We start from the raw sequence: 19,385 nt of genomic DNA, 5'->3' as shown, positions 1-19,385 counted from the left end.
AACGGGATCAGGCCTGCCGCGACAGCCGCTGCGCTGCCGCCGGAGGAACCACCCGAGCTGAGCGCCGGGTCGAGCGGATTCCGCGACGGCGGTGCAACGGAATTCTCGCTGTAGCAGCTCAGACCGAACTCCGGAACCTGCGTCTTTCCCACACTGATCGCGCCGGCCCGCCGGAGAACGGCGACAAGCGGCGAGTCTGCAGCCGCCACCGTGTGCTGCAACGCTGCGCTTCCGTGTGTGGTCACAACCCCGGCGACGTCGGTCAGGTCCTTGTGCGCAAGCGGCAGGCCATGTAGCAGAGGCAGGTCCGCCCCGCTTGCCTGCAGTTGGTCAGCGGCGCCGGCTTCCGCCAGTGCCGCGTCAGCAGTCACGGTGACAAAGGCGCCCAGCTCCATATTCCGGGCGTCGATTCGGTCCAGGTAATGCATAGTGAGTTCCCGGGAGCTGAGCTCACCGCGTCGGAGGAGGTCCCGCTGTTCAAGAGCGGTCAGCTCGGAAAGGGAACTCATAGGAGGGCCTTCCTCAGGGGTGGGGTGTCTGCGGTCCCCACTATAGGCTTGGATTCAAGGCGTACTGGAGTCGGAATGTCGGAGTCGGACAAGGAACAGAGACGGAGCTTGCAGTGACCAACAGCGAAAACGTGTCCATCGACGCAATCAGTGAGGGCACCGCCGTCCTGGACGTGCGTGAAGATTATGAGTGGGAGGCCGGGCACATCGAAGGAGCCCGGCACATCCCCGTCAACGATATTCCGGCGCGGCTCGACGAGCTTGACCCGGATGAAGACCTGCACGTCATTTGCCGGACCGGCGGACGCTCGTTCCGGGTAAGCGAATGGCTGGTCGCCAACGGATACTCTGCGGTGAATGTCAGCGGCGGAATGGACGCCTGGGTGGAGGCCTCGAGGCCGATGGTCTCTGAAACCGGTGAGGAGCCGCGCGTTCTATGAGCTCCTACGCATATCTCGGCCCCGAGGGCACTTTCACCGAGGCAGCTCTCCTCCAGGTGCCCGGGGCGGACAAGGCCGAGAGGGTACCCGCAGTGACGGTGAGCTCCGCTCTGGACATGGTCCGCACAGGCCGAGTGACGGCAGCGATGGTGCCCATAGAAAACTCGGTGGAGGGCGGCGTATCAGCCACCCTTGATTCGATTGCCAACGGGGACCCCCTGCGCATCATCCGGGAAATCCTTGTTCCGGTCTCCTTTGTGCTGGTGGGACGCCCAGGGCTGGAGCTCGCCGACATCCGCTTCGTAGCAACCCACGGCCACGCCTGGGCGCAGTGCCGGGGCTGGACCGAACAGAACATTCCAGCCGCGGAATACATTCCGGCTTCCTCAACAGCGGCTGCAGCCCACACCCTGCTCGACGACGGCGCCGGCCACGATGCCGCGATCTGCTCACCTCTCGTGGCCAACCGCCTCGGCCTGCGCGTCCTCGCAGAGCACATCGGTGATGTTGCCGACGCGGTGACCCGCTTCATCCTGGTCAGCAGGCCGGACACCCTGCCGGCACGGACCGGGGCGGACAAGACCACCCTGGTCATTCCCCTGCCGGAAGACCATCCGGGCGCCCTGATGGAGATTCTCGATCAGTTCGCTGCACGCGGAGTCAACCTCAGCAGGATTGAATCCCGCCCCACGGGACTGTTCCTGGGGGACTACTTCTTCAGCATCGACGCGGACGGCCACGTAGCGGATGCCCGCGTTGCCGACGCCCTCCAGGGACTGCACCGCATCAGCCCGGGGCTGCGGTTCCTCGGTTCCTATGCACGCGCGGACCGGCGTGAATATGACGTTGCCCGGCATACCTCCGACCAGGCGTTCCAGTCAGCGCAGGAGTGGGTTGACTCGCTGCTGCGTTCCCCCACGGTTGATCCGGAGAGCATAGGCTAGGTCTTCCCTGCAGGCGGTATCAGAGGAGGCGGCGTGCCACGACTTCGACGCAGTGACTGCAACAAGCCCGGTTACACCCGCAGTCGCCACGGAAAGGGCTTCAGTTACCGCAACCAGCAGGGTGAGCCGCTGGAACGCGATGAACTTGAGCGGATCAAAGACCTGGTCATTCCGCCGGCATGGCGTGATGTCTGGATCAGCCCCTATCCCAATGGCCATATCCAGGCGCTAGGCACAGACGACGCCGGTCGGCGGCAATACATCTATCACCCCGCCTGGCGGGAGAAGAAGGACCGCGAGAAGTTTGACCGGGCGCTGGATTTCGGCGAACGCCTCCCCAGCGCGCGGCGGGTCATCACACAGCACCTGCGCAGCAACGGCAGCGGCCGGGAGCGGGCCTTCGCGGCTGCGCTGCGCATTGTTGACTCCGGTGCGCTACGGATTGGATCGGCGCAGTACGCAGCCGAGAACGGTTCTTTCGGGGTGACAACCCTGCGGGTTGAGCACGTTACGCTCAGCGGACCGGTGATTACCCTGCAGTTTCCCGGAAAGAGCGGCCAGCAGTGGGACACCACCATCGAGGACCCGGATCTCGCCGCGGCGCTGCGCCCGATGATGCGCAGGGAAGGCGCGGACACTATGCTTGCGTACCGTGCCGCAGACGAATCCTGGCATTCGATTGACGCTTCCCAGCTCAATGAGTTCCTCCGCCAGGTCACGGGTGGAGGCTTCACGGCAAAGGATTTCCGCACCTGGCAGGCTACTGTCGTCGCGGCCATGGAGCTCGCCCGGATGGATCTGAAGGCCACCAGTCGGACGGCGCGGCAGAAGGCAGTCGCCGCGACCATGCGCTCGGTCGCTGAACACCTCGGCAATACTCCGGCGATCGCCCGCAGCTCGTATGTGGACCCGCGCGTGGTGGACCGCTTCATGTCCGGGGAGGCCATACCCGTGGCGAGCTACTCCGCGTCGGAGAAGGCTGTTCGCGAGCTGCTTAAAGCGTAGGAATGCTTTCCCATGGACCGGTCGCTAAGTAGGCTGATGGTGAGCGCCCGGCCAATGGGCGACCCTTTTGGAAAGGCAGGCACCATGAGCGAGCAGCCACACAACAACGAGGTCAACCCAAACAAGGATGACGGATCCACCTCTGACCCGAACTGGCACGGCGATGCCGGCGACCAGGGCAATGACCTGCGCTTCGCGGAGGAGCAGCAGCTCATCAACAGCCAGGCACAGAACGCTGATGCGGTGGGTGAGACAACCGGCGCAGCCACGGGCGGCTACACCGGCGCGCAGCGCGCTGACGGGGTCGGCGAGTACACCGAAGGTCAGGACCAGCTTGACGAAGGTGAGTACACCGACAAGGACGGCACCACGGACGCAGACTCCAACATTGAGGGGGAGTACACCGATGCTGACTCCGTCCCGTCCCTCCAGGAAGGCGGCGACGCCGAGGGAACTGAGCGCCACTAGCAGCGTTTCTACTGCGCAGGCGCGTCGCTGAACATTCCAGTTGATGGTCCGGTTGCCCGTCCAGGGACCCGGACCATCAGTGCGCCGGGAGCCACGCTCACGCTCAGGGAGGTCACATCGCCGGAGGTGTCGCCGTCGAGCTGGGTGCCCGTTGCCTCGGAGACACGGACGTCCACCCGCTTCACGCGGTGGTAGGTGATCACCGGAATGGGCCCCGCGTGCCGGAAGAGGATCTTCGCGGCAACCCACAGCCAGCCGAGTATGCTCCGCGGACTGGTAATCACAACATCGAGATAGCCGTCGTCTATTGTCGCGTCGGGGACGAAGGTGATGCCGCCGGGCAGCCGTGCGCAATTTGCGAACAGGACACTGTGCACTTTCCGGGTCTGCGCGGGCCCGCCGTCAATGCTGATCGACATGCGTTGGCGTTTTCCGGGCAGGCTCCGCACGCCGGCTTCGCTGTAAGCCAGCCAACCGAATTTCTTCTTCAGGGCGTCCTTGGTGGCAGCCACCACCACAGCATCAAGCCCGACGCCGCCCATCACCAGGAATGTATGCTCACCGCTGACACCGGTCCGCTCATTGCGGAGCTCGACACGGCCCATATCGATCCGCCGGCCAGCCCCGTGAAGCGCCTGCCTGACGCTGCGTGGCACGTCGTTGACGGCTATACCGAGGTTGCGCGCCAGCAGATTACCGGTCCCCAGCGGCAGCAGTCCCAGCGCGGCATCGCTGGAAACCAGCCCGGTTGCCACGGCGCGGACAGTGCCGTCCCCGCCTGCTGCAAGAACGACGTCGTAACCTTCTGCGACAGCGCGCCGCGCCTGGGCGGCACCCGGCTCCGCAACCGTCGTCTCCAGCACCAGGGGAGGTTCCCATCCGGCGTCTGAGCAGGCCTGCTCAACCTGCTCGCGGGCGAGCGGCGCACTGAGTTTGACCGGGTTGAGGACCAACGCAACCCGCTGCTGTTCCCCGGTCGCCGAAAGGGTGGGGCGCGGTTCCTCCCACTGCAGTGAGCGTTCACGGCGCAGCTTTCGAACGCCCCACCAGCTGAACGCTGACGCGGCTGCGGCGACAACCGCAAGGGCGGTGATAATCCACTCAAGGGGCATGATTTCCCCAGACTATCCTTCAGCGCACGGGTGCCGGGCGCGCAGATCCCATTCGGTAGTCTTGTGAGGTGATCGACGTAAACGAACTCCGCGACAATCCTGAAAAATTCCGCCTTTCGCAGCGTGCGCGGAAGGCCGACGAGTCTTTGGTGGATGCGATCATCGCGGCTGATTCCCGGCGTCGCGAGGCGGTCACGAGTGCGGAGTCGCTGCGGGCTGAGCAGAACTCCTTCGGCAAGCGCGTTGCCAAGGCGCAGGGCGAGGAAAAGCAGGCACTTCTTGCCGAGGTGAAGGAACTGGCGGCGTCGGTGAAGGCTGCCGCAGCGCAGGCCGAGGAAGCGAAATCCGAGGCGGACGCCCTTCTGCGTCGGCTGCCCAACGCCATTCTCGATGGCGTGCCGGCTGGTGGCGAGGAAGACTTCGTGGTCCTCAAAACAGTAGGAGAGCCCCGGCAGTTCGATTTTGATCCGCGGGACCACCTGGAAATCGGCGAGCTGATCGGCGCGATCGACATGGAGCGCGGCGCCAAGGTTTCCGGGTCCCGCTTCTACTTCCTGAAGGGCGTAGGTGCGCGCCTGGAGCTTGCCCTGCTCAACATGGCTATGGATCAGGCAATCAGTGCCGGGTTCACACCCATGATCACGCCCACACTGGTGCGGCCCGAGACCATGCAGGGGACCGGTTTCGATATCGCCCACGACGCGGAGATCTATCGCCTTCCGGAGGACGACCTCTACCTGACCGGCACGTCCGAGGTAGCGCTGGCCGGGTATCACTCGGATGAGATCGTGGACCTCTCGGCCGGGCCACTGCGGTATGCCGGCTGGTCCTCCTGCTACCGGAGGGAAGCCGGTTCACATGGGAAGGACACCCGGGGGATCATCCGGGTGCACCAGTTCAACAAAGTGGAGATGTTCACTTACACCACGGTTGAGGAATCAGAAGCGGAGCACGAGCGCATGCTCGCCTGGGAAGAGGAGATGCTGGCAAAGGTTGAGCTGCCCTACCGCGTCATCGACACCGCCGCCGGGGATCTCGGGATGTCAGCCGCGCGCAAGTTCGACTGCGAAGCCTGGGTGCCCACCCAGAACGCGTACCGCGAGCTCACGTCCACCTCTAACTGCACCGGCTTCCAGGCTCGGCGGCTCAACATCCGCGAACGCGTGCAGGGCGCCAAGGCTACCCGCGCCGTGGCAACGCTGAACGGTACCCTCGCGACAACCCGGTGGATTGTCGCCATCCTTGAGCATCACCAAAACCCTGACGGCTCGGTCAACGTGCCGGCCGCACTGCGCCCATATCTCGGAGGCCTGGAGGTTCTCCCGGTCCTGTAGAGGCAGGTTCAGCCCTCACACGTAACCAGCCGTTGGCTTAGTTGTGATCAAAAACCTACCCGCGATTACTGGCTTTCTGGTTCACTTTAACGATGACAACTACATTTTCCGCTGGCATCGATGACCAGCAGCAGACAACACGGAAACTCATTGCCCTCGATGTTGACGGGACCCTTGTGGATCACGAGGGGCTCATGTCGGACGAGGTCCGCACCGCGGCCAGCGCCGTCGTGGATGCCGGCCACGAGGTGGTGATCGCTACCGGCAGATCGCTCGGCGCCACCCTGCCCATTATCGAGAAGATCGGGCTTACTCGCGGTCATGCCGTGTGCTCCAACGGCGGCGTCACTCTTCGCATCGATGTGGACGAGTTCGAGGACGGCTATGAAGTCGTCAACCGGGTGGTCTTCGACCCGCGACCGGCGCTGGTGGCCCTGCGAAAGTGCCTTCCCTCGGCCAAGTTCGCCCTCGAGGATGATGAGGGCCGCTTCCTTTCCACCGAGCGGTTCCAGGATGCGAGTTTCGGAGCAGAGGCAGAAAGCGTTGACTTCCAGCGGATGCTGCGGGCGCGGGCCGTCCGGGTGGTGGTGTTCAGTACGGACAGCACGGCCGAGGAGTTCGGCGAGGCCGTCGAATCCATCGGACTCCACGGTGTTACCTACTCGGTAGGGTGGACCGCCTGGCTGGACATTGCAGCTGCGGGCGTCACGAAGGCCAGCGCGCTTGAGCTGGTACGTCGGAGGCTGGACGTCGATCCCTCCGAAACCGTTGCCATCGGTGACGGCCGCAATGACATTGAGATGCTTTCCTGGGCAGCGCGCGGGGTTGCGATGGGCCAGGCCCCTGAAGAGGTGCTGGCCGCGGCTTCCGAGGTGACGGCTTCGGTGTACGACGACGGCGCCGCGAAGATCCTGCGCTCCCTCACCCGGGCGGGACAGGACGAGCGCTAGTACGCCAGCGCTGCCGGCGGCAGCGCCGCCGGGCCGTACACCAGGTCCAGCAGCCGGGCGGCTGCGGGACGGGTGGCCCACTCTTCCATCCAGTGTGAACGGATGACGGCCTTGCTCACTGCCTGGGTGGTGATTCCCAGCTCCTGGGCTATCAGTTTCTGCTGCCCGCGGGCTCCCGGTGTCATGAGGTCCAGGACATTCCACTCCGCGTCGGTGCGCGTGTAGACAATCTGCCCCAAAAGGCGCAGCACCGCTTCCGCCTCGGCCGAAACCTCCGAGTCGGGGCCTTCCACCGCGAGCGGGATCCGCTCACCAGTCTTCTGCGCCCGGTTCACCGCCCTGCGCGAGTACACCAGTCCGTACCCCTCGGCGTCGGTGATGCGTTCAGGCAGGGGGGAATGGACCTCTCCGACGCCGATCCCGACGTGCCAGCGCCGGTACCGGATCCCTTTCAGCGCCACATCGACGGCAACCCCGGCGCTGCCCACAACGCCCTGCAGCTCGTCGCCCACCGAGCGTTGAAACGGCACCACCGTGTCGATGAACCGGAACTCACGCAGCAGCTCGGGCACCAGGTCACCCACGTCGCGGGAATCGCGCTGATTGATGGTGACCACGAACAGCATGACCCCAGTATGACCGAGGAAGCCCTCGAATCAACCGATTTGCGTTGATTCGAGGGCAATGTTTGGTGTGGAACTATCGATCAGGAGCTACCGGCCCTGCGGATCATTGTCAGCGTTGTCGGTGTCGGTGTCGACAGCGCGCCCCTGCGGCTCGTCCTCTTCACTTGCTTCACCCAGAGCCTGGAAACGCTTCAGTGATGCCTCAACTTCTGCCTCTGCGGCCTCGCGGCCCTCCCAATCAGCGGCTTCAACCCACTTGCCCGGCTCCAGATCCTTGTACTTCCGGAAGAAGTGCTCGATCTCATCCAGCAGGAACTTGGAAACGTCTCCGAGATCCTGGATGTGGTCGAAGCGGGCATCAACGGGGACACACAGTACTTTGGCGTCTCCGCCGCCGTCGTCCACCATGTTGAAAACGCCGATCGGGCGGGACTCAACCAGGACTCCCGGGATGAGGTCGAAGTCCTGCAGCAGAACCAGGGCGTCCAGCGGATCTCCATCTTCGCCCAGCGTGTTCTCGAAGTAGCCGTAATGCGTGGGGTACTGCATCGAGGTGAAGAGCACGCGATCCAGCCGGAGGCGGTGGGTCTCGTGGTCGATCTCATACTTGACGCGTGATCCCTTGGGGATCTCAATGGTGACGTCGAGCTTCATTGCCATGTGGAACTCCTGCGGTCAGCGGTTGGTAAGTGAAAACCTTGGCGGGGCTGCCGAACCACCCGCAGCCCCCATCTACTGTTAAAGATATAGGCCGCCGCGCGCATCATCGATTCGTGTCCGGAGCCGATCCCTTCAGTTCCCAGCATGAGCCTTTCGAGAGGACGCCATGAACCGCAGCGCCAGGGTGTTCACTGCCCTGTTGCTTGCCCTGGTTCTCGGAGTGCTAGCGGTCCCTGTCGGTTTCCATTACGGCCCGCAGGTTGCGGAGCTGGTCACCGGCCCGCCTCCGCAGGCGGAACCGGAAATCCCGGTCATCCAACAAACTCCGGACGACGTTGCCGCCCCCACGCTCGTCAGCCAGCTGGACGCACAGGCGCCGGTGCCGGTTCCGGACGTTCTTGCCCCCCTGCTCGCCGCCGCACTGGAGGTTCCGGGCGGGACCCCGGTGACCGGCGTCGTTCTTGATGCGCTGACCGGCGAGGTGCTTTTTGACCGGGGCGGAGGGGAACCGCAGCTTCCCGCCTCGAACATCAAGATCCTCACTGCCACCGCGGCGCTGGCCAAACTCGATCCGAATCAGCGGTTGACCACCTCTGTGCTCACGGGAGGCGCCGGCGGGGAAGGCGTCCTGGTGTTGCGTGGAGGAGGGGACGTCCTCCTCGGCTCCGGGGAGTCCGATGCCGAGAGCGTTATCGGCCATGCCGGTCTTGCTACACTCGCCCGGGAGACGGCAGCCCAGCTCGACGGCGATGGCCCGTACCGCGTCGTGATTGACGACTCGCTCTTTGTCGGGGACGTCCTCAACCCCAGCTGGCAGCCCGGTGACGTGCAGGCCGGCGAGATTGCGCCGATCTATCCTCTCGCCATCAATTCGTCCTGGACGGATGAGTCGAAGCAGTCCGGCGCGAGGGCGGCGGATGCGGCACTGGCTGCGGCCACCGTATTCCGGGAGGCGCTACTTGCCGCTGGCGTGCAGGTTGAGGAGGGCATCGAGCGGCAGGTTACGGGTGAGGACGCGGAGGAGGTGGCGTCCGTCGAGTCGGCGACGGTCGAAGCGCTGGTTGAACACATGCTCCGCACCTCGGACAACTACCTCGCCGAGGTGCTCGCCCGGCTCGCGGCAGAGGCCAGCGGCAGGCCGGCGTCGTTTGGCGGGGGGCTCGAAACGATCGCCGAGGTGATCGCCGGGCTCGAAGTGCAGACAGAGGAAATGGTGCTTGGAGATGCCTCAGGCCTTTCGCCCAGGAACCGAATCAGCCCGCGGCAGCTCTCGGACGTGGTGCGCACGCTGCTCCGCTCCGACAACCGGGCGCTGCGGCACGTGCTGCACGGCCTTCCCGTGGCCAGCCTCTCCGGCACGCTGGCGGACCGCTACAACGACGACGACGCCCCCACTTTTGCGGGCGCGGGCCTGGTCCGCGCCAAGACCGGAACCCTCAACGCGGTGACTGCCCTCAGCGGTCACGTGGTGTCAGTTGATGGCCGCCTGCTGGTGTTCTCGTTCATTGCGAGCGGCCTTGACGGGACCACGGAGCCGGCACGGGCCGCGGTGGACAGAGCAGCCGCTGTCCTTGCCACCTGCGGGTGCCGCTGAACCCCGGTGTGCGCTCTGGGTGGACTCCGCCAAGCGGCCTCCCAGACTAATGTGGTCGAATGGCCACCATGGACAGCAACGCCCCCCTTCAGCTCGTCAACTGGGATCTGGCCGCCAGCAGCGCGGCGAAACTGGCGCCTCCGGGCCCCAAACTGAGCGCCGGGGAAGTGCGGGACGCCGTAGCGAACCTCCGGGAACTGGCAGATCTCTCCGTTGAGCACGTTCATCGGATCACGGGCCTCGAGGCGGCGCGGGACCTGCGGGATTCGGAGCTGATCATCGTGGACCGCGCATCGTGGGCCAAGGCCAACACCCAGAGCTTCAAGGTGCTGATGGCGCCGGCGATCGAGCACCTTGCGCAGACCAAAGGCGAGCAGCTGAAGGCGGCCAATGCGGCCCTCGGCGGCGCAGTGACCGGTGCCCAGATGGGCACCATCCTCGCCTTTCTCTCGAGCAAGGTCCTCGGGCAGTATGATCCGTTTGTTGCCTCCAGCCGCGGGCCCGGCGGACGCCTGATGCTCGTGGCGCCCAACATCGTCTCCGTTGAGCGTGAACTGAATGTGGAGCCCGCCGACTTCCGGCTGTGGGTGTGCCTGCACGAGCAGACCCACCGGGTGCAGTTCGCTGCCGCACCGTGGCTCAAGGACCACATGTTGGAGCACATCTCCGAACTCACCGTCGGCCTGGCGGACAAGGCCGAAACCCTGGCGGAGCGGCTCACCAACGCGCTGAAGTCGCTGCCAACACGCAGCCAGAACGGTAAGGACCAGGACGACGACGGCGTGCCCCCGAGCGATGGCGGCATCCTCTCCCTGCTCCAGGAACCTGAAGACAAGGCCCGGCTCTCCCACCTCACCGCCGTCATGAGCCTGCTCGAAGGACACGCGAATGTGGTGATGGACGCCGTTGATTCCAGCATCGTGCCCACCGTGAAGACCATCCGCCGCCGGTTCAACGCACGAGGGAAAACCCGTGGACCGGTCGAGAAGTTCATCCGCCGCCTATTGGGCCTGGATGCGAAAATGCGCCAGTACAGCGACGGGGCACGCTTCGTCCGCGCGGTCGTGGACGCCGTCGGTATGGAAGGGTTCAACCGGGTGTGGGAGCAAGCGGAGAACCTGCCCACCGAAAAGGAGATCCACGCGCCCAGGGAGTGGATCACCCGGATGGGACTGTGAGCCGCCGGCCGCGGCTCAGCCCTACGGTCGGCACGGCGAGAAACCTGATCCGCGCCGCGCTCGAGGATGCGCAGGTTTCCGAGGGATCGCTGATCCTGGTTGCGTGCAGCGGCGGAACCGACTCACTCGCGCTAGCCGTTACGGCGGCGTACTTCGCGCAGACCGGTCAGTACCGGGTGGGTGCCGTCGTCGTCGATCATGGTTTGCAGCAGGGCAGCGCGGACGTAGCGGAGGCCGCGCGCTCCCAACTGGCGGCTCTGGGCCTTGCACCGGTGGAGGTGCGCCGGGTTGAGGTGGCAACAGCTGGAATGGGCCCGGAAGCCGCAGCACGGATTGCCCGATACGGGGCGCTCGATGCCGCCGTCGAACAGCACCGCGCCGCCGCCGTTCTGCTCGGCCATACCCTCGATGACCAGGCCGAACAGGTACTCCTCGGTCTCTCCAGGGGTTCGGGAACCCGCTCATTGAGCGGCATGCCCCCGCGCAGAGGGGTTTACCTTCGACCGTTCCTCGCCCTCCGGCGCATTCAGACGGAGGAGATCTGCCGGTTCACTGGTCTTGACCCGTGGCATGATCCGACCAACGCGGACCCTTCCCTGATGCGCTCACGCGTACGCACCCGGGTGCTGCCTTTCCTGGAGGACGAGCTAGGCCCCGGAATCGCAGAGTCCCTGTACCGGACGTCGCGGATCCTCTCCCAGGACGCCGCCTACCTGGACGAGCTCGCAGAGGTCGAGTACGGCCGGCTCAGAAAGACTGCAGGCAGTAGTGAGCCGGGGAAAGAAGAGCACGACGGCGGCAGCCTCCTCCTGTCCGAAGAGGGCCTGCGCGCCCTTCCGCCCGCTCTCCGGCAGCGGGTCCTGGCGCTCGCCGTCGTCGAACTCGGCGGAATTCAACCAAGCTTCGAACGCCTGTTGGCCGCAGAGAACCTGTTGCGGCGCACCGGATCGGCGGGTCCAGTGCAGCTCGGCGGCAGCGTGAGCGCCTACCGGCAGGTCAGGGGTGCAGGGGTTCCCCAAGGCCACTCAAGCTATGGCAGTCTTGTCCTTAGGAAAAACCTCACAATCCGGGAGTAATTGGTGGATTCACAAGACGTCCAGTCGGACCTCAAGCACGTTCTCTACACCAAGGAAGAGATTCAGCAACGGGTCCAGGAACTGGCCGCGGAAATCGACCGCGATTACGCCGGCCGGGACGTCCTCATCGTTGGAGTGCTCAAGGGTGCGGTGATGGTCATGGCTGATCTGGCACGCGCCATGCACTCGCACGTCACCATGGACTGGATGGCCGTTTCCTCCTACGGTTCGGGAACGCAGTCCTCCGGTGTGGTCCGGATTCTCAAGGACCTCGAGACAGACCTCATGGGCAAGCACGTCCTGATCGTCGAGGACATCATTGATTCGGGGCTCACCCTGTCCTGGCTGAAAGCCAACCTGCTCTCACGCGGTCCCGCTTCCGTCGAGATCTGCACTTTGCTCCGCAAGCCTGACGCCGCAAAGGTAGCGATCGACGTGAAGTACGTCGGCTATGACATCCCGAACGAGTTCGTGGTGGGCTACGGCCTGGACTTCGCCGAGAAGTACCGCAATCTGGACTTCATCGGTACCCTCGCGCCGCACGTCTACGAATAGCTCCGCAGGTGGGCGGGAACCCGCCTGTACGCCCAGAGGGAACTTTCCACCGCGGGTGCGCGTGGATTCTGGAGAGAATGTAAAGCTGGTAGCACATTTCGGGCGCGCCGCTTTGGGCGATCCGCAGGTGGACGAGCGCTATGTGGCAGTTAATCAGGAGGGACAGGGCACTGCGCCCTGAGTTGAATGAAATTGAAGAGCTTGTTCAGAGGACCCATTTTCTGGATTGTGCTGGCAGTTGCCGCACTTCTGGTCATCCTGCCCTCCGTGTTCAACAGCAGCGGTGCCCGAGTGGACACCAATATCGGCCTGGAACTCCTCGAGAGCGATCAGGTGGAGCAGGCAAAGATTTACGACGGCGAGCAGCGGGTTGATCTCACGCTGCGCGAGGACTATGAAGAGCTCGGCCGCAGCGTTTCCTTCTTCTTCAGCGCCGCACGTGCCGAGGACGTAGTCGACGCCATCAACTCCTCAGACGTGGACGGCTTCACGGACCAGCCGGTCGAGAACAACTGGTTCACCAGCATCCTCGGCCTGATCCTGCCCATCCTGATCCTTGGTGCAATCTTCTGGTTCCTGCTCAGCAGGATGCAGGGCGGCGGCTCCAAGGTGATGCAGTTCGGCAAATCCAAAGCCAAGCTCATCAACAAGGACATGCCCCAGGTCACCTTCAATGACGTCGCAGGCGCTGATGAAGCAGTCGAGGAACTCCACGAGATCAAGGAATTCCTGCAGGAGCCTGCCAAATTCCAGGCGCTCGGCGCGAAGATCCCCAAGGGCGTGCTTCTCTACGGCCCTCCCGGAACCGGTAAAACCCTCTTGGCCCGCGCCGTTGCGGGTGAAGCCGGAGTGCCGTTCTACTCAATCTCCGGATCCGACTTCGTCGAGATGTTCGTGGGTGTCGGTGCCTCGCGCGTCCGTGACCTGTTTGAACAGGCAAAATCCAACGCTCCGGCCATCATCTTCGTTGACGAGATCGACGCGGTCGGACGCCACCGCGGTGCCGGCGTGGGCGGCGGCAACGACGAGCGTGAGCAGACCCTCAACCAGCTTCTGGTGGAGATGGACGGCTTCGACGCCAACACCAACGTCATCCTCATCGCAGCGACCAACCGACCGGACGTGCTGGATCCTGCGCTGCTGCGTCCCGGTCGCTTCGACCGGCAGATCGGCGTCGAAGCCCCGGATATGGGCGGGCGCCTGCGCATCCTGCAGGTCCACTCGAAGGGCAAGCCCATGGCGCCCGGCGTGGACCTGAAGTCCGTAGCCAAAAAGACTCCCGGGTTCACCGGTGCTGACCTCGCGAACGTCCTGAACGAAGCAGCGCTGCTCACCGCCCGGTCCAACGCCCAGCTCATCGACGACCGCGCCCTCGACGAGGCGATCGACCGCGTCATCGCCGGGCCGCAGAAGCGCAGCCGGGTCATGAAGGAGCTGGAGCGGAAAATCACGGCGTACCATGAGGGCGGCCACGCCCTGGTTGCCGCCGCACTGCGCAACACGGATCCGGTCACCAAGGTGACCATCCTTCCGCGGGGCCGGGCTCTGGGTTACACCATGGTGCTGCCCGCGGATGACAAGTACTCCATCACCCGCAACGAACTCCTCGATCAGCTGGCCTATGCCATGGGCGGCCGCGTGGCGGAGGAGATCGTGTTCCACGATCCCTCGACAGGTGCATCGAATGACATCGAGAAGGCAACCGCTACTGCCCGGAAGATGGTGACACAGTACGGGATGAGCGAGAGGATCGGTGCCGTGAAGCTCGGCCAGGGCGGCGGCGAGCCGTTCCTGGGCCGCGACATGGGCCACGAGCGCAACTATTCGGATCACATCGCCTACATCGTCGATGAGGAGGTGCGTCGGCTCGTGGACAACGCCCATGATGAGGCGTATGCCATCCTTACCGAAAACCGAGACGTTTTGGACCGGCTGGCTCTCGAACTGCTGGAACGCGAAACCCTGAACCAGGCGGAGATTGCAGAGGTCTTCACCGACATCCGCAAGCGGGACGCGCGCAGCATCTGGCTCTCGAAGGATAGCCGGCCGGTGCACTCCCTCCCTCCCGTGGTCTCCGCCAAGGAACGCCAGGAAGCGGAGGCAGCCGGAGAGCCTGACCCCGAAAACGTTTCGCCGCAGGATCAGATTGCGGATGCCAATCTGCCCAGCGGTTTCGACGTCACGGGCGATGCCCTGCCGGAGCCGGAGACTGAGCCGGACAACAAAGGCGGAACCACCGGGAACAATGACCAGGACGGGTACGGCCAGCGTCGTAACCGCTAGCAGGTCGGCCACAGGGGCCGGGATAGGATTCTTGGCGTGACCGATTTTGACGATCAAATGGTTGATGTGGCTCTCGCGGCCAGCGGTTCAACGGTGGACCAGCCGAGAATCGAGCGGGCAGTCCGGGAGATCCTCGCCGCCATCGGCGAGGATCCTGACAGGGACGGCCTCGTGCAAACACCCAAACGGGTGGCCCGCGCGTACGCGGAGTTCTTCGCGGGACTTCACCAGCATCCCAAGGATGTCCTTTCGACCACCTTTGATCTGGACCACGAAGAGCTGGTGCTCGTCAAAGACATTCCGTTCTATTCGACGTGCGAGCATCACCTTGTCCCGTTTCATGGTTCAGCGCATATCGGGTACATTCCCTCAGACGACGGAAAAATCACAGGCCTGAGCAAACTGGCGCGGCTGGTGGAGATTTATGCGCGGCGTCCGCAGGTGCAGGAGCGCCTCACCACGCAGATCGTGGATGCGATGATGGAGCACCTGCAGCCGAAGGGCGCGATCGTGGTCATCGAATGTGAGCATATGTGCATGTCGATGCGCGGCATCCGCAAGCCGGGAGCCAAAACGGTCACTTCAGCGGTGCGCGGACAGGTGCGGGAAGCCGCCACGCGCGCCGAGGCCATGAGCCTGATACTTGGAAGATAGGACACAGCAACTTTATGGATTCACTCGCGGCAGCCCCAGGAACCGGACCGGCAACCTCCCCCATTCCCGTCCTGCGGCCATCCCGGGTTCGCAAGTCCTTCGCGGACCTGCCGACGGAGCGGGCGCTGGTGATGGGAATCCTCAATGTCACCCCTGATTCCTTCAGTGACGGCGGCAAGTTCGCAACGGCAGATGAAGCCATTGCTGAAGGGCTGCGCATGCATTACGCCGGAGCGGACATCGTGGACGTCGGCGGAGAATCGACCCGCCCCAACGCTGACCGCATCACCGTAGAGGAGGAGCAGCAGCGCATCATTCCGGTTGTCGAGGCTCTGGTTAAGGCGGGCGCGCTGGTCAGTGTCGACACCATGCATGCGGCCACTGCAGCTAGGGCGATTGATGCCGGCGCCGCCATTGTGAACGATGTTTCCGGGCTGGATTTCGATCCGGACATGCCGGGACTGATTGCCGAACGCGGAGTCCACTACGTCCTGATGCACCAGCGCGGCAATCCGCAAACCATGGATTCCCTTGCCAGCTATGATGACGTCGTTGAGGACGTCATCTCCGAACTCACGGACATCCGGGACAAGTTCTACGCCGCCGGTGTAACCCCGGAACAGATCATCCTGGATCCCGGAATTGGCTTCGCCAAGAAGGAAGACCACAACTGGGCACTGTTGCGCGCACTGGACCGATTCGACGTGCTCGGTCACCGCATTCTGGTGGGAGCCTCCCGCAAGCGGTTCCTCGGAACCCTGCTCAGCGTTGCTGGCAAGGCAGCAGCTCCCGCCGAGCGCGGTGACGCGAGCGTTGCCGTTTCCGCCCTAGCAGCTGCACACGGCGCCTGGTGCGTCCGTGTGCATGACGTCGGACCGAACCTGGATGCGGTCAAGGTCGCCGCAGCCTGGACCAGGTAGACGGATCATGGCACAAAGTTCTCCCGCGCAGCGGGACAGGATCACACTGACGGGGATTACCGCCGTCGGGCACCATGGGGTGTTCGAGCATGAGCGCCGTGATGGCCAGCCCTTCATTGTCGACGTGGTGCTTCACCTCGATCTGCGGCCGGCAGGTGAGAGCGATGACCTCACGCGCACCGCGCACTACGGCGAACTCGCCGAACAGGTCGTAGAACTCATCACAGGTGAGCCGCTTGATCTCATCGAGGCACTGGCTGAGCGCATAGCCGCCGCTATCCTTTCCGCCTTCGCCGTGGACGCCGTCGAGGTCACCGTGCACAAACCCAAGGCGCCCATCGAGGTGCCGTTTGGCGACGTCGCCGTCTCCATCTTCCGGGAGCGTTCATGAGTGGAACGGTGCGTTCCATCCTGGCGCTGGGCAGCAATCTCGGCGAAAGCCGCGACACGCTGTCCCTCGCCGTTGCCGACCTCGTTGACTCCACGAACGTGCGTTTGCGTGAAGTGTCGCCGATCGTGCAGACGAAGGCCGTCGGCGGCCCGGAGCAGCCGGACTACCTCAACATGGTGATCGAGATTGAGACGGACCTTGGGCCGTATGAACTGCTTGAGCACTGTCAGGCCGTTGAGAATAAGCACCACCGGGTCCGCTCTGTCCGGTGGGGTCCGCGTACTCTCGACGTCGACATCATCACCTACGGCGATCTCGTCTCGGATGACGAAAAGCTGACCCTGCCCCATCCCCGCGCGGCGGAGCGGGCCTTTGTCCTGCAGCCCTGGGCGTGGATGGACGGAACGGCTACGCTGTCTGGGCGCCCGGTCGCGGAGCTTGTCCAGCAGGCGGAAGACCTCCCCGGCCTCGTACCGTTCGAGGGGGCCTAGCAGAGCCGTGGGATCAATCCGCATCGGCTGGCTGGTTCTGATCGGTTTGGTGTTCGGTGCCGCCGGGTGGCTGGTCAACTGGTGGGCAACCCGCAACGGGTACCCCACCCCGTCGCTGCCGCTGAGTTCGCTGTTGACCATCGCCGCCGTCGTCGCGGTGACACTTATTTTCGGGCTCCGGGTGAGGCGCTGGCGCGGCGGCAATCGCAAGCGGGTCCTCGATCCGATCCTGGCGGCACGCACCGTGGTGCTTGCCCAGGCGACTGCCTATGCGGGTGCCCTGACAACCGGCTGGCACGCGGGGATCCTCGCCGATCAGCTGACGCTGGTGGGAGTCCGCAGCAACCTCGGTCCATTGTGGGGTTCGCTGGCGGTGATTGCCGGTGGCATAGTCATGATTGCAGTCGGACTGATCGTGGAGAGCTTCTGTAAGCTTCCGCCGGATGATGAGGCCGGGTCGGAGACGAGGCGTGAGAGCGGCGAGGGGGAGTATGCGTAGGGAACCAATTGACCCGGCGGGGATTGAGTGGACGCGGGTGTCACCCAAGTACCTCAGGGTCCGGCTTGTAGGGTGGGCGATAGGCAGCCTCATCTTCCTGGTGATCTTCTCTGTTCCGCTCGTCCTGTTGCTGACGGGGGTGCTGCCCCGCTTTCCGCTACTGCTCGCGTGGTTGCTGCCCGCCGCCGTCGTCATCTTTGCCGGGTGGCGTGGACTGCTCCTGCCCCGTCAGGTGCGCGCTATCGGCTATGCGGAGCGCAATGAGGATTTGCTGGTCCGGCAGGGCATCTTCTTCCAGCGCACCATGGTGGTGCCCTACGGCCGGATGCAGTATGTCGACGTCGCGGTAGGGCCGATTGAACGCGCCCTCGGCCTGTGCACGCTCAAGCTGCACACGGCGTCGCCGGGCACCAATGCCGAAATTCCAGGGCTTCCTTCCAGTGAGGGAGCGCGGTTGCGGGAGCAGCTCTCGGCACGCGGTGAAGCGAAGCTGGCAGGGCTGTGACCGGCGCCGTACCTGACCCGGCGGTGCTCTCCGCCTCACCCGAGGAATGGAAGCGCGTCCACATCATTTCGCCGCTCGTCCGCGGCTGGATTGCCATTGCCGCGCTGATCTTTTTCGGCGGCCGCGATTGGTTCGAGGGTCTCCTGACCGGAGAGCCTGGAGGATTCAGGGGAGAAGGGGTAGGCAATCTTCCCCTTGCCATAGCCATCGTCGTCGGCGTCGTGCTGCTGATCGCGGCCGGGTTCTTCCTCTCCTGGTACTACACGCGCTACCAGGTGACCGAGGAGCACGTCCGAGTCAATTCGGGAGTGGTCTTCCGTCAGCACCGGCAGGCGCGTCTGGACCGGGTGCAAGCCATCGACGTTGTCCAGCCGTTCCTCGCGCGGCTGTTCGGGCTCGCGGAGCTCAAGTTCGATGTGGCGGACGCCGGGGAGTCGGCGGTACGGCTCTCCTTCCTGAAACTGGGGGAGGCTCAGAAGCTGCGGGCAACCATCCTGGCGCGGGCAGCTGGCGTCGTCGTGGATCCGGAGCACCCACAGGACATCCCCGAGGCACCCGAACGCGAGGTCCTTGCCCTCACTCCTGCCCGCGTGCTGGGCGCCGCGGCACTCTCCGGCAACACTGTCGCGGTGGTACTCGGCCTGATCGGCGTGGTGGTTTTTGCCTTCGTTCTTGAGACCGGGGCGCTGCTGGCGGCTTTCGTTCCCATCCTCATCGGTGTGGTCAGCGGTTACTGGAACGTGCTGAACACGGGGTTCAACTTCCGGGCAGCAATTTCACCGGACGGCATTCGCATCCGCTACGGGCTTCTCGATACCCGCACACAGACGGTGCCGCCCGGTCGGGTGCAGGCGGTCGGCGTGATCCAGTCACCCCTGTGGCGCCTGAAGGGCTGGTACAAGGTCACCGTGAACGTGGCCGGCTACGGCGCGTCCGCGAGTGGTGAGGCGCAGGCACGCGCCACCCTCCTTCCGGTGGGAACGCTGGACGAGGTTCTTCAGGTAATCGCGCTGGTGCTCCCCGATCCGGGAACGGACTCGCCCGTCGAGGTGTTCTCGGCAGGCCTGTCAGGACGGGATTCCGACGCCGGTTTCATCACCACCCCGCGGCGTGCACGCCTCATCGCGCCGCTCGCCTGGCGGCGCAACGGGGTGGCGGTGACCGACACCGCGCTATTGGCCCGGTCAGGTG

At 64.5% G+C, this 19,385-nt stretch carries 22 protein-coding genes; 18 read left to right on the top strand and 4 right to left on the bottom strand.

Features of this window, described 5'->3' with window-relative positions; all coding sequences use genetic code 11:
- The coding region (locus P4U43_RS14545) for an amidase family protein (RefSeq protein WP_277359373.1) at window positions 1-509 on the bottom strand (509 nt) is incomplete at its 3' end.
- 113 nt (window positions 510-622) lie between these two features.
- Here P4U43_RS14545 and P4U43_RS14540 point away from each other — a divergent pair.
- The 4 genes from P4U43_RS14540 (at window position 623) to P4U43_RS14525 (ending at window position 3,366) form a co-directional block, all read left to right on the top strand.
- Window positions 623-949 carry a rhodanese-like domain-containing protein gene (locus P4U43_RS14540; protein ID WP_056545739.1) on the top strand — a complete coding sequence of 109 codons (327 nt, stop codon included), beginning with the start codon at window positions 623-625 and terminating at the stop codon, window positions 947-949.
- On the top strand, window positions 946-1,893 hold the full coding sequence (pheA, locus tag P4U43_RS14535) for a prephenate dehydratase (RefSeq protein ID WP_277359372.1): 948 nt from the start codon (window positions 946-948) through the stop codon (window positions 1,891-1,893). The genes P4U43_RS14540 and pheA overlap by 4 nt, the downstream gene beginning before the upstream one ends.
- 33 nt (window positions 1,894-1,926) lie before the next feature.
- Complete coding sequence (locus P4U43_RS14530; RefSeq protein WP_277359371.1) at window positions 1,927-2,898, top strand: DNA topoisomerase IB; 972 nt, start codon at window positions 1,927-1,929, stop codon at window positions 2,896-2,898.
- An 84-nt stretch (window positions 2,899-2,982) separates the two neighbouring features.
- A complete protein-coding gene (locus P4U43_RS14525) occupies window positions 2,983-3,366 on the top strand; it encodes a hypothetical protein (RefSeq protein ID WP_277359370.1) in 384 nt (127 codons plus the stop codon).
- 8 nt (window positions 3,367-3,374) lie between these two features.
- On the opposite strand, the gene P4U43_RS14520 is transcribed toward P4U43_RS14525, so the two are convergent.
- Window positions 3,375-4,478, bottom strand: coding sequence for a diacylglycerol/lipid kinase family protein (locus P4U43_RS14520; protein WP_277359369.1), 1,104 nt, complete (start codon window positions 4,476-4,478; stop codon window positions 3,375-3,377).
- 68 nt (window positions 4,479-4,546) lie between these two features.
- Here P4U43_RS14520 and serS point away from each other — a divergent pair, with 68 nt between their 5' ends.
- Both serS and P4U43_RS14510 read left to right on the top strand, forming a co-directional pair.
- The gene (serS, locus tag P4U43_RS14515; protein ID WP_277359368.1) at window positions 4,547-5,812 is read left to right on the top strand and encodes a serine--tRNA ligase; all 1,266 of its coding nucleotides are present in this window, start codon (window positions 4,547-4,549) and stop codon (window positions 5,810-5,812) included.
- Between the two features lie 92 nt (window positions 5,813-5,904).
- A complete protein-coding gene (locus P4U43_RS14510; RefSeq protein ID WP_277359367.1) occupies window positions 5,905-6,762 on the top strand; it encodes an HAD family hydrolase in 858 nt (285 codons plus the stop codon).
- Here the strand turns inward: P4U43_RS14510 and P4U43_RS14505 are convergent.
- Entirely contained in the window at window positions 6,759-7,385 is a 627-nt protein-coding gene (locus P4U43_RS14505; RefSeq protein ID WP_277359374.1) for a hypothetical protein, read from the bottom strand. The genes P4U43_RS14510 and P4U43_RS14505 overlap by 4 nt on opposite strands.
- A 90-nt stretch (window positions 7,386-7,475) precedes the next feature.
- Window positions 7,476-8,042, bottom strand: a complete 567-nt coding sequence (locus P4U43_RS14500) for an inorganic diphosphatase (RefSeq protein ID WP_056546699.1) — start codon at window positions 8,040-8,042, stop codon at window positions 7,476-7,478.
- Between the two features lie 172 nt (window positions 8,043-8,214).
- Between P4U43_RS14500 and dacB the strand changes: the two genes are divergently transcribed.
- From dacB to P4U43_RS14440, 12 genes are all read left to right on the top strand, one after another.
- Window positions 8,215-9,642: a D-alanyl-D-alanine carboxypeptidase/D-alanyl-D-alanine endopeptidase gene (dacB, locus tag P4U43_RS14495; RefSeq protein WP_277359366.1), complete on the top strand. Its 1,428-nt coding sequence runs from the start codon at window positions 8,215-8,217 to the stop codon at window positions 9,640-9,642.
- A 59-nt stretch (window positions 9,643-9,701) separates the two neighbouring features.
- Window positions 9,702-10,820, top strand: coding sequence for a zinc-dependent metalloprotease (locus P4U43_RS14490; protein WP_346027820.1), 1,119 nt, complete (start codon window positions 9,702-9,704; stop codon window positions 10,818-10,820).
- A complete protein-coding gene (gene tilS / locus P4U43_RS14485; protein WP_277359364.1) occupies window positions 10,817-11,896 on the top strand; it encodes a tRNA lysidine(34) synthetase TilS in 1,080 nt (359 codons plus the stop codon). The genes P4U43_RS14490 and tilS overlap by 4 nt, the downstream gene beginning before the upstream one ends.
- A gap of 3 nt (window positions 11,897-11,899) precedes the next feature.
- Complete coding sequence (gene hpt / locus P4U43_RS14480) at window positions 11,900-12,451, top strand: hypoxanthine phosphoribosyltransferase (RefSeq protein ID WP_277359363.1); 552 nt, start codon at window positions 11,900-11,902, stop codon at window positions 12,449-12,451.
- A 186-nt stretch (window positions 12,452-12,637) separates the two neighbouring features.
- On the top strand, window positions 12,638-14,734 hold the full coding sequence (ftsH, locus tag P4U43_RS14475) for an ATP-dependent zinc metalloprotease FtsH (protein WP_277359362.1): 2,097 nt from the start codon (window positions 12,638-12,640) through the stop codon (window positions 14,732-14,734).
- 36 nt (window positions 14,735-14,770) lie between these two features.
- Window positions 14,771-15,388, top strand: a complete 618-nt coding sequence (folE, locus tag P4U43_RS14470; protein WP_404800751.1) for a GTP cyclohydrolase I FolE — start codon at window positions 14,771-14,773, stop codon at window positions 15,386-15,388.
- Between the two features lie 14 nt (window positions 15,389-15,402).
- On the top strand, window positions 15,403-16,308 hold the full coding sequence (gene folP / locus P4U43_RS14465; RefSeq protein ID WP_277359361.1) for a dihydropteroate synthase: 906 nt from the start codon (window positions 15,403-15,405) through the stop codon (window positions 16,306-16,308).
- Window positions 16,309-16,315: 7 nt separating this feature from the next.
- On the top strand, window positions 16,316-16,699 hold the full coding sequence (folB, locus tag P4U43_RS14460) for a dihydroneopterin aldolase (protein WP_277359360.1): 384 nt from the start codon (window positions 16,316-16,318) through the stop codon (window positions 16,697-16,699).
- Window positions 16,696-17,190, top strand: coding sequence for a 2-amino-4-hydroxy-6-hydroxymethyldihydropteridine diphosphokinase (gene folK, locus P4U43_RS14455; RefSeq protein WP_277359359.1), 495 nt, complete (start codon window positions 16,696-16,698; stop codon window positions 17,188-17,190). Before folB ends, folK begins: the two co-directional genes overlap by 4 nt.
- Window positions 17,191-17,197: 7 nt before the next feature.
- Window positions 17,198-17,689: a DUF3180 domain-containing protein gene (locus tag P4U43_RS14450; RefSeq protein ID WP_056545763.1), complete on the top strand. Its 492-nt coding sequence runs from the start codon at window positions 17,198-17,200 to the stop codon at window positions 17,687-17,689.
- The gene (locus tag P4U43_RS14445) at window positions 17,682-18,194 is read left to right on the top strand and encodes a PH domain-containing protein (protein WP_277359358.1); all 513 of its coding nucleotides are present in this window, start codon (window positions 17,682-17,684) and stop codon (window positions 18,192-18,194) included. The genes P4U43_RS14450 and P4U43_RS14445 overlap by 8 nt, the downstream gene beginning before the upstream one ends.
- A partial coding sequence (locus P4U43_RS14440; protein ID WP_277359357.1) for a PH domain-containing protein occupies window positions 18,191-19,385 on the top strand: 1,195 nt, incomplete at its 3' end. The genes P4U43_RS14445 and P4U43_RS14440, both read left to right, overlap by 4 nt.

This window comes from Arthrobacter vasquezii, from assembly GCF_029455255.1.
Taxonomy (GTDB): domain Bacteria; phylum Actinomycetota; class Actinomycetes; order Actinomycetales; family Micrococcaceae; genus Arthrobacter_D; species Arthrobacter_D parietis.
This window is presented reverse-complemented; position numbering and strand designations above follow the sequence as displayed.

Coding starts and splice junctions, on each gene's coding strand:
- pheA (WP_277359372.1), top strand. CDS start 946: ATGAGCTCCTACGCATATCTCGGCCCCGAGGGCACTTTCACCGAGGCA.
- P4U43_RS14525 (WP_277359370.1), top strand. CDS start 2,983: ATGAGCGAGCAGCCACACAACAACGAGGTCAACCCAAACAAGGATGAC.
- P4U43_RS14520 (WP_277359369.1), bottom strand. CDS start 4,478: ATGCCCCTTGAGTGGATTATCACCGCCCTTGCGGTTGTCGCCGCAGCC.
- P4U43_RS14510 (WP_277359367.1), top strand. CDS start 5,905: ATGACAACTACATTTTCCGCTGGCATCGATGACCAGCAGCAGACAACA.
- P4U43_RS14500 (WP_056546699.1), bottom strand. CDS start 8,042: ATGAAGCTCGACGTCACCATTGAGATCCCCAAGGGATCACGCGTCAAG.
- dacB (WP_277359366.1), top strand. CDS start 8,215: ATGAACCGCAGCGCCAGGGTGTTCACTGCCCTGTTGCTTGCCCTGGTT.
- P4U43_RS14490 (WP_346027820.1), top strand. CDS start 9,702: ATGGCCACCATGGACAGCAACGCCCCCCTTCAGCTCGTCAACTGGGAT.
- ftsH (WP_277359362.1), top strand. CDS start 12,638: ATGAAATTGAAGAGCTTGTTCAGAGGACCCATTTTCTGGATTGTGCTG.
- folP (WP_277359361.1), top strand. CDS start 15,403: ATGGATTCACTCGCGGCAGCCCCAGGAACCGGACCGGCAACCTCCCCC.
- folB (WP_277359360.1), top strand. CDS start 16,316: ATGGCACAAAGTTCTCCCGCGCAGCGGGACAGGATCACACTGACGGGG.
- folK (WP_277359359.1), top strand. CDS start 16,696: ATGAGTGGAACGGTGCGTTCCATCCTGGCGCTGGGCAGCAATCTCGGC.
- P4U43_RS14445 (WP_277359358.1), top strand. CDS start 17,682: ATGCGTAGGGAACCAATTGACCCGGCGGGGATTGAGTGGACGCGGGTG.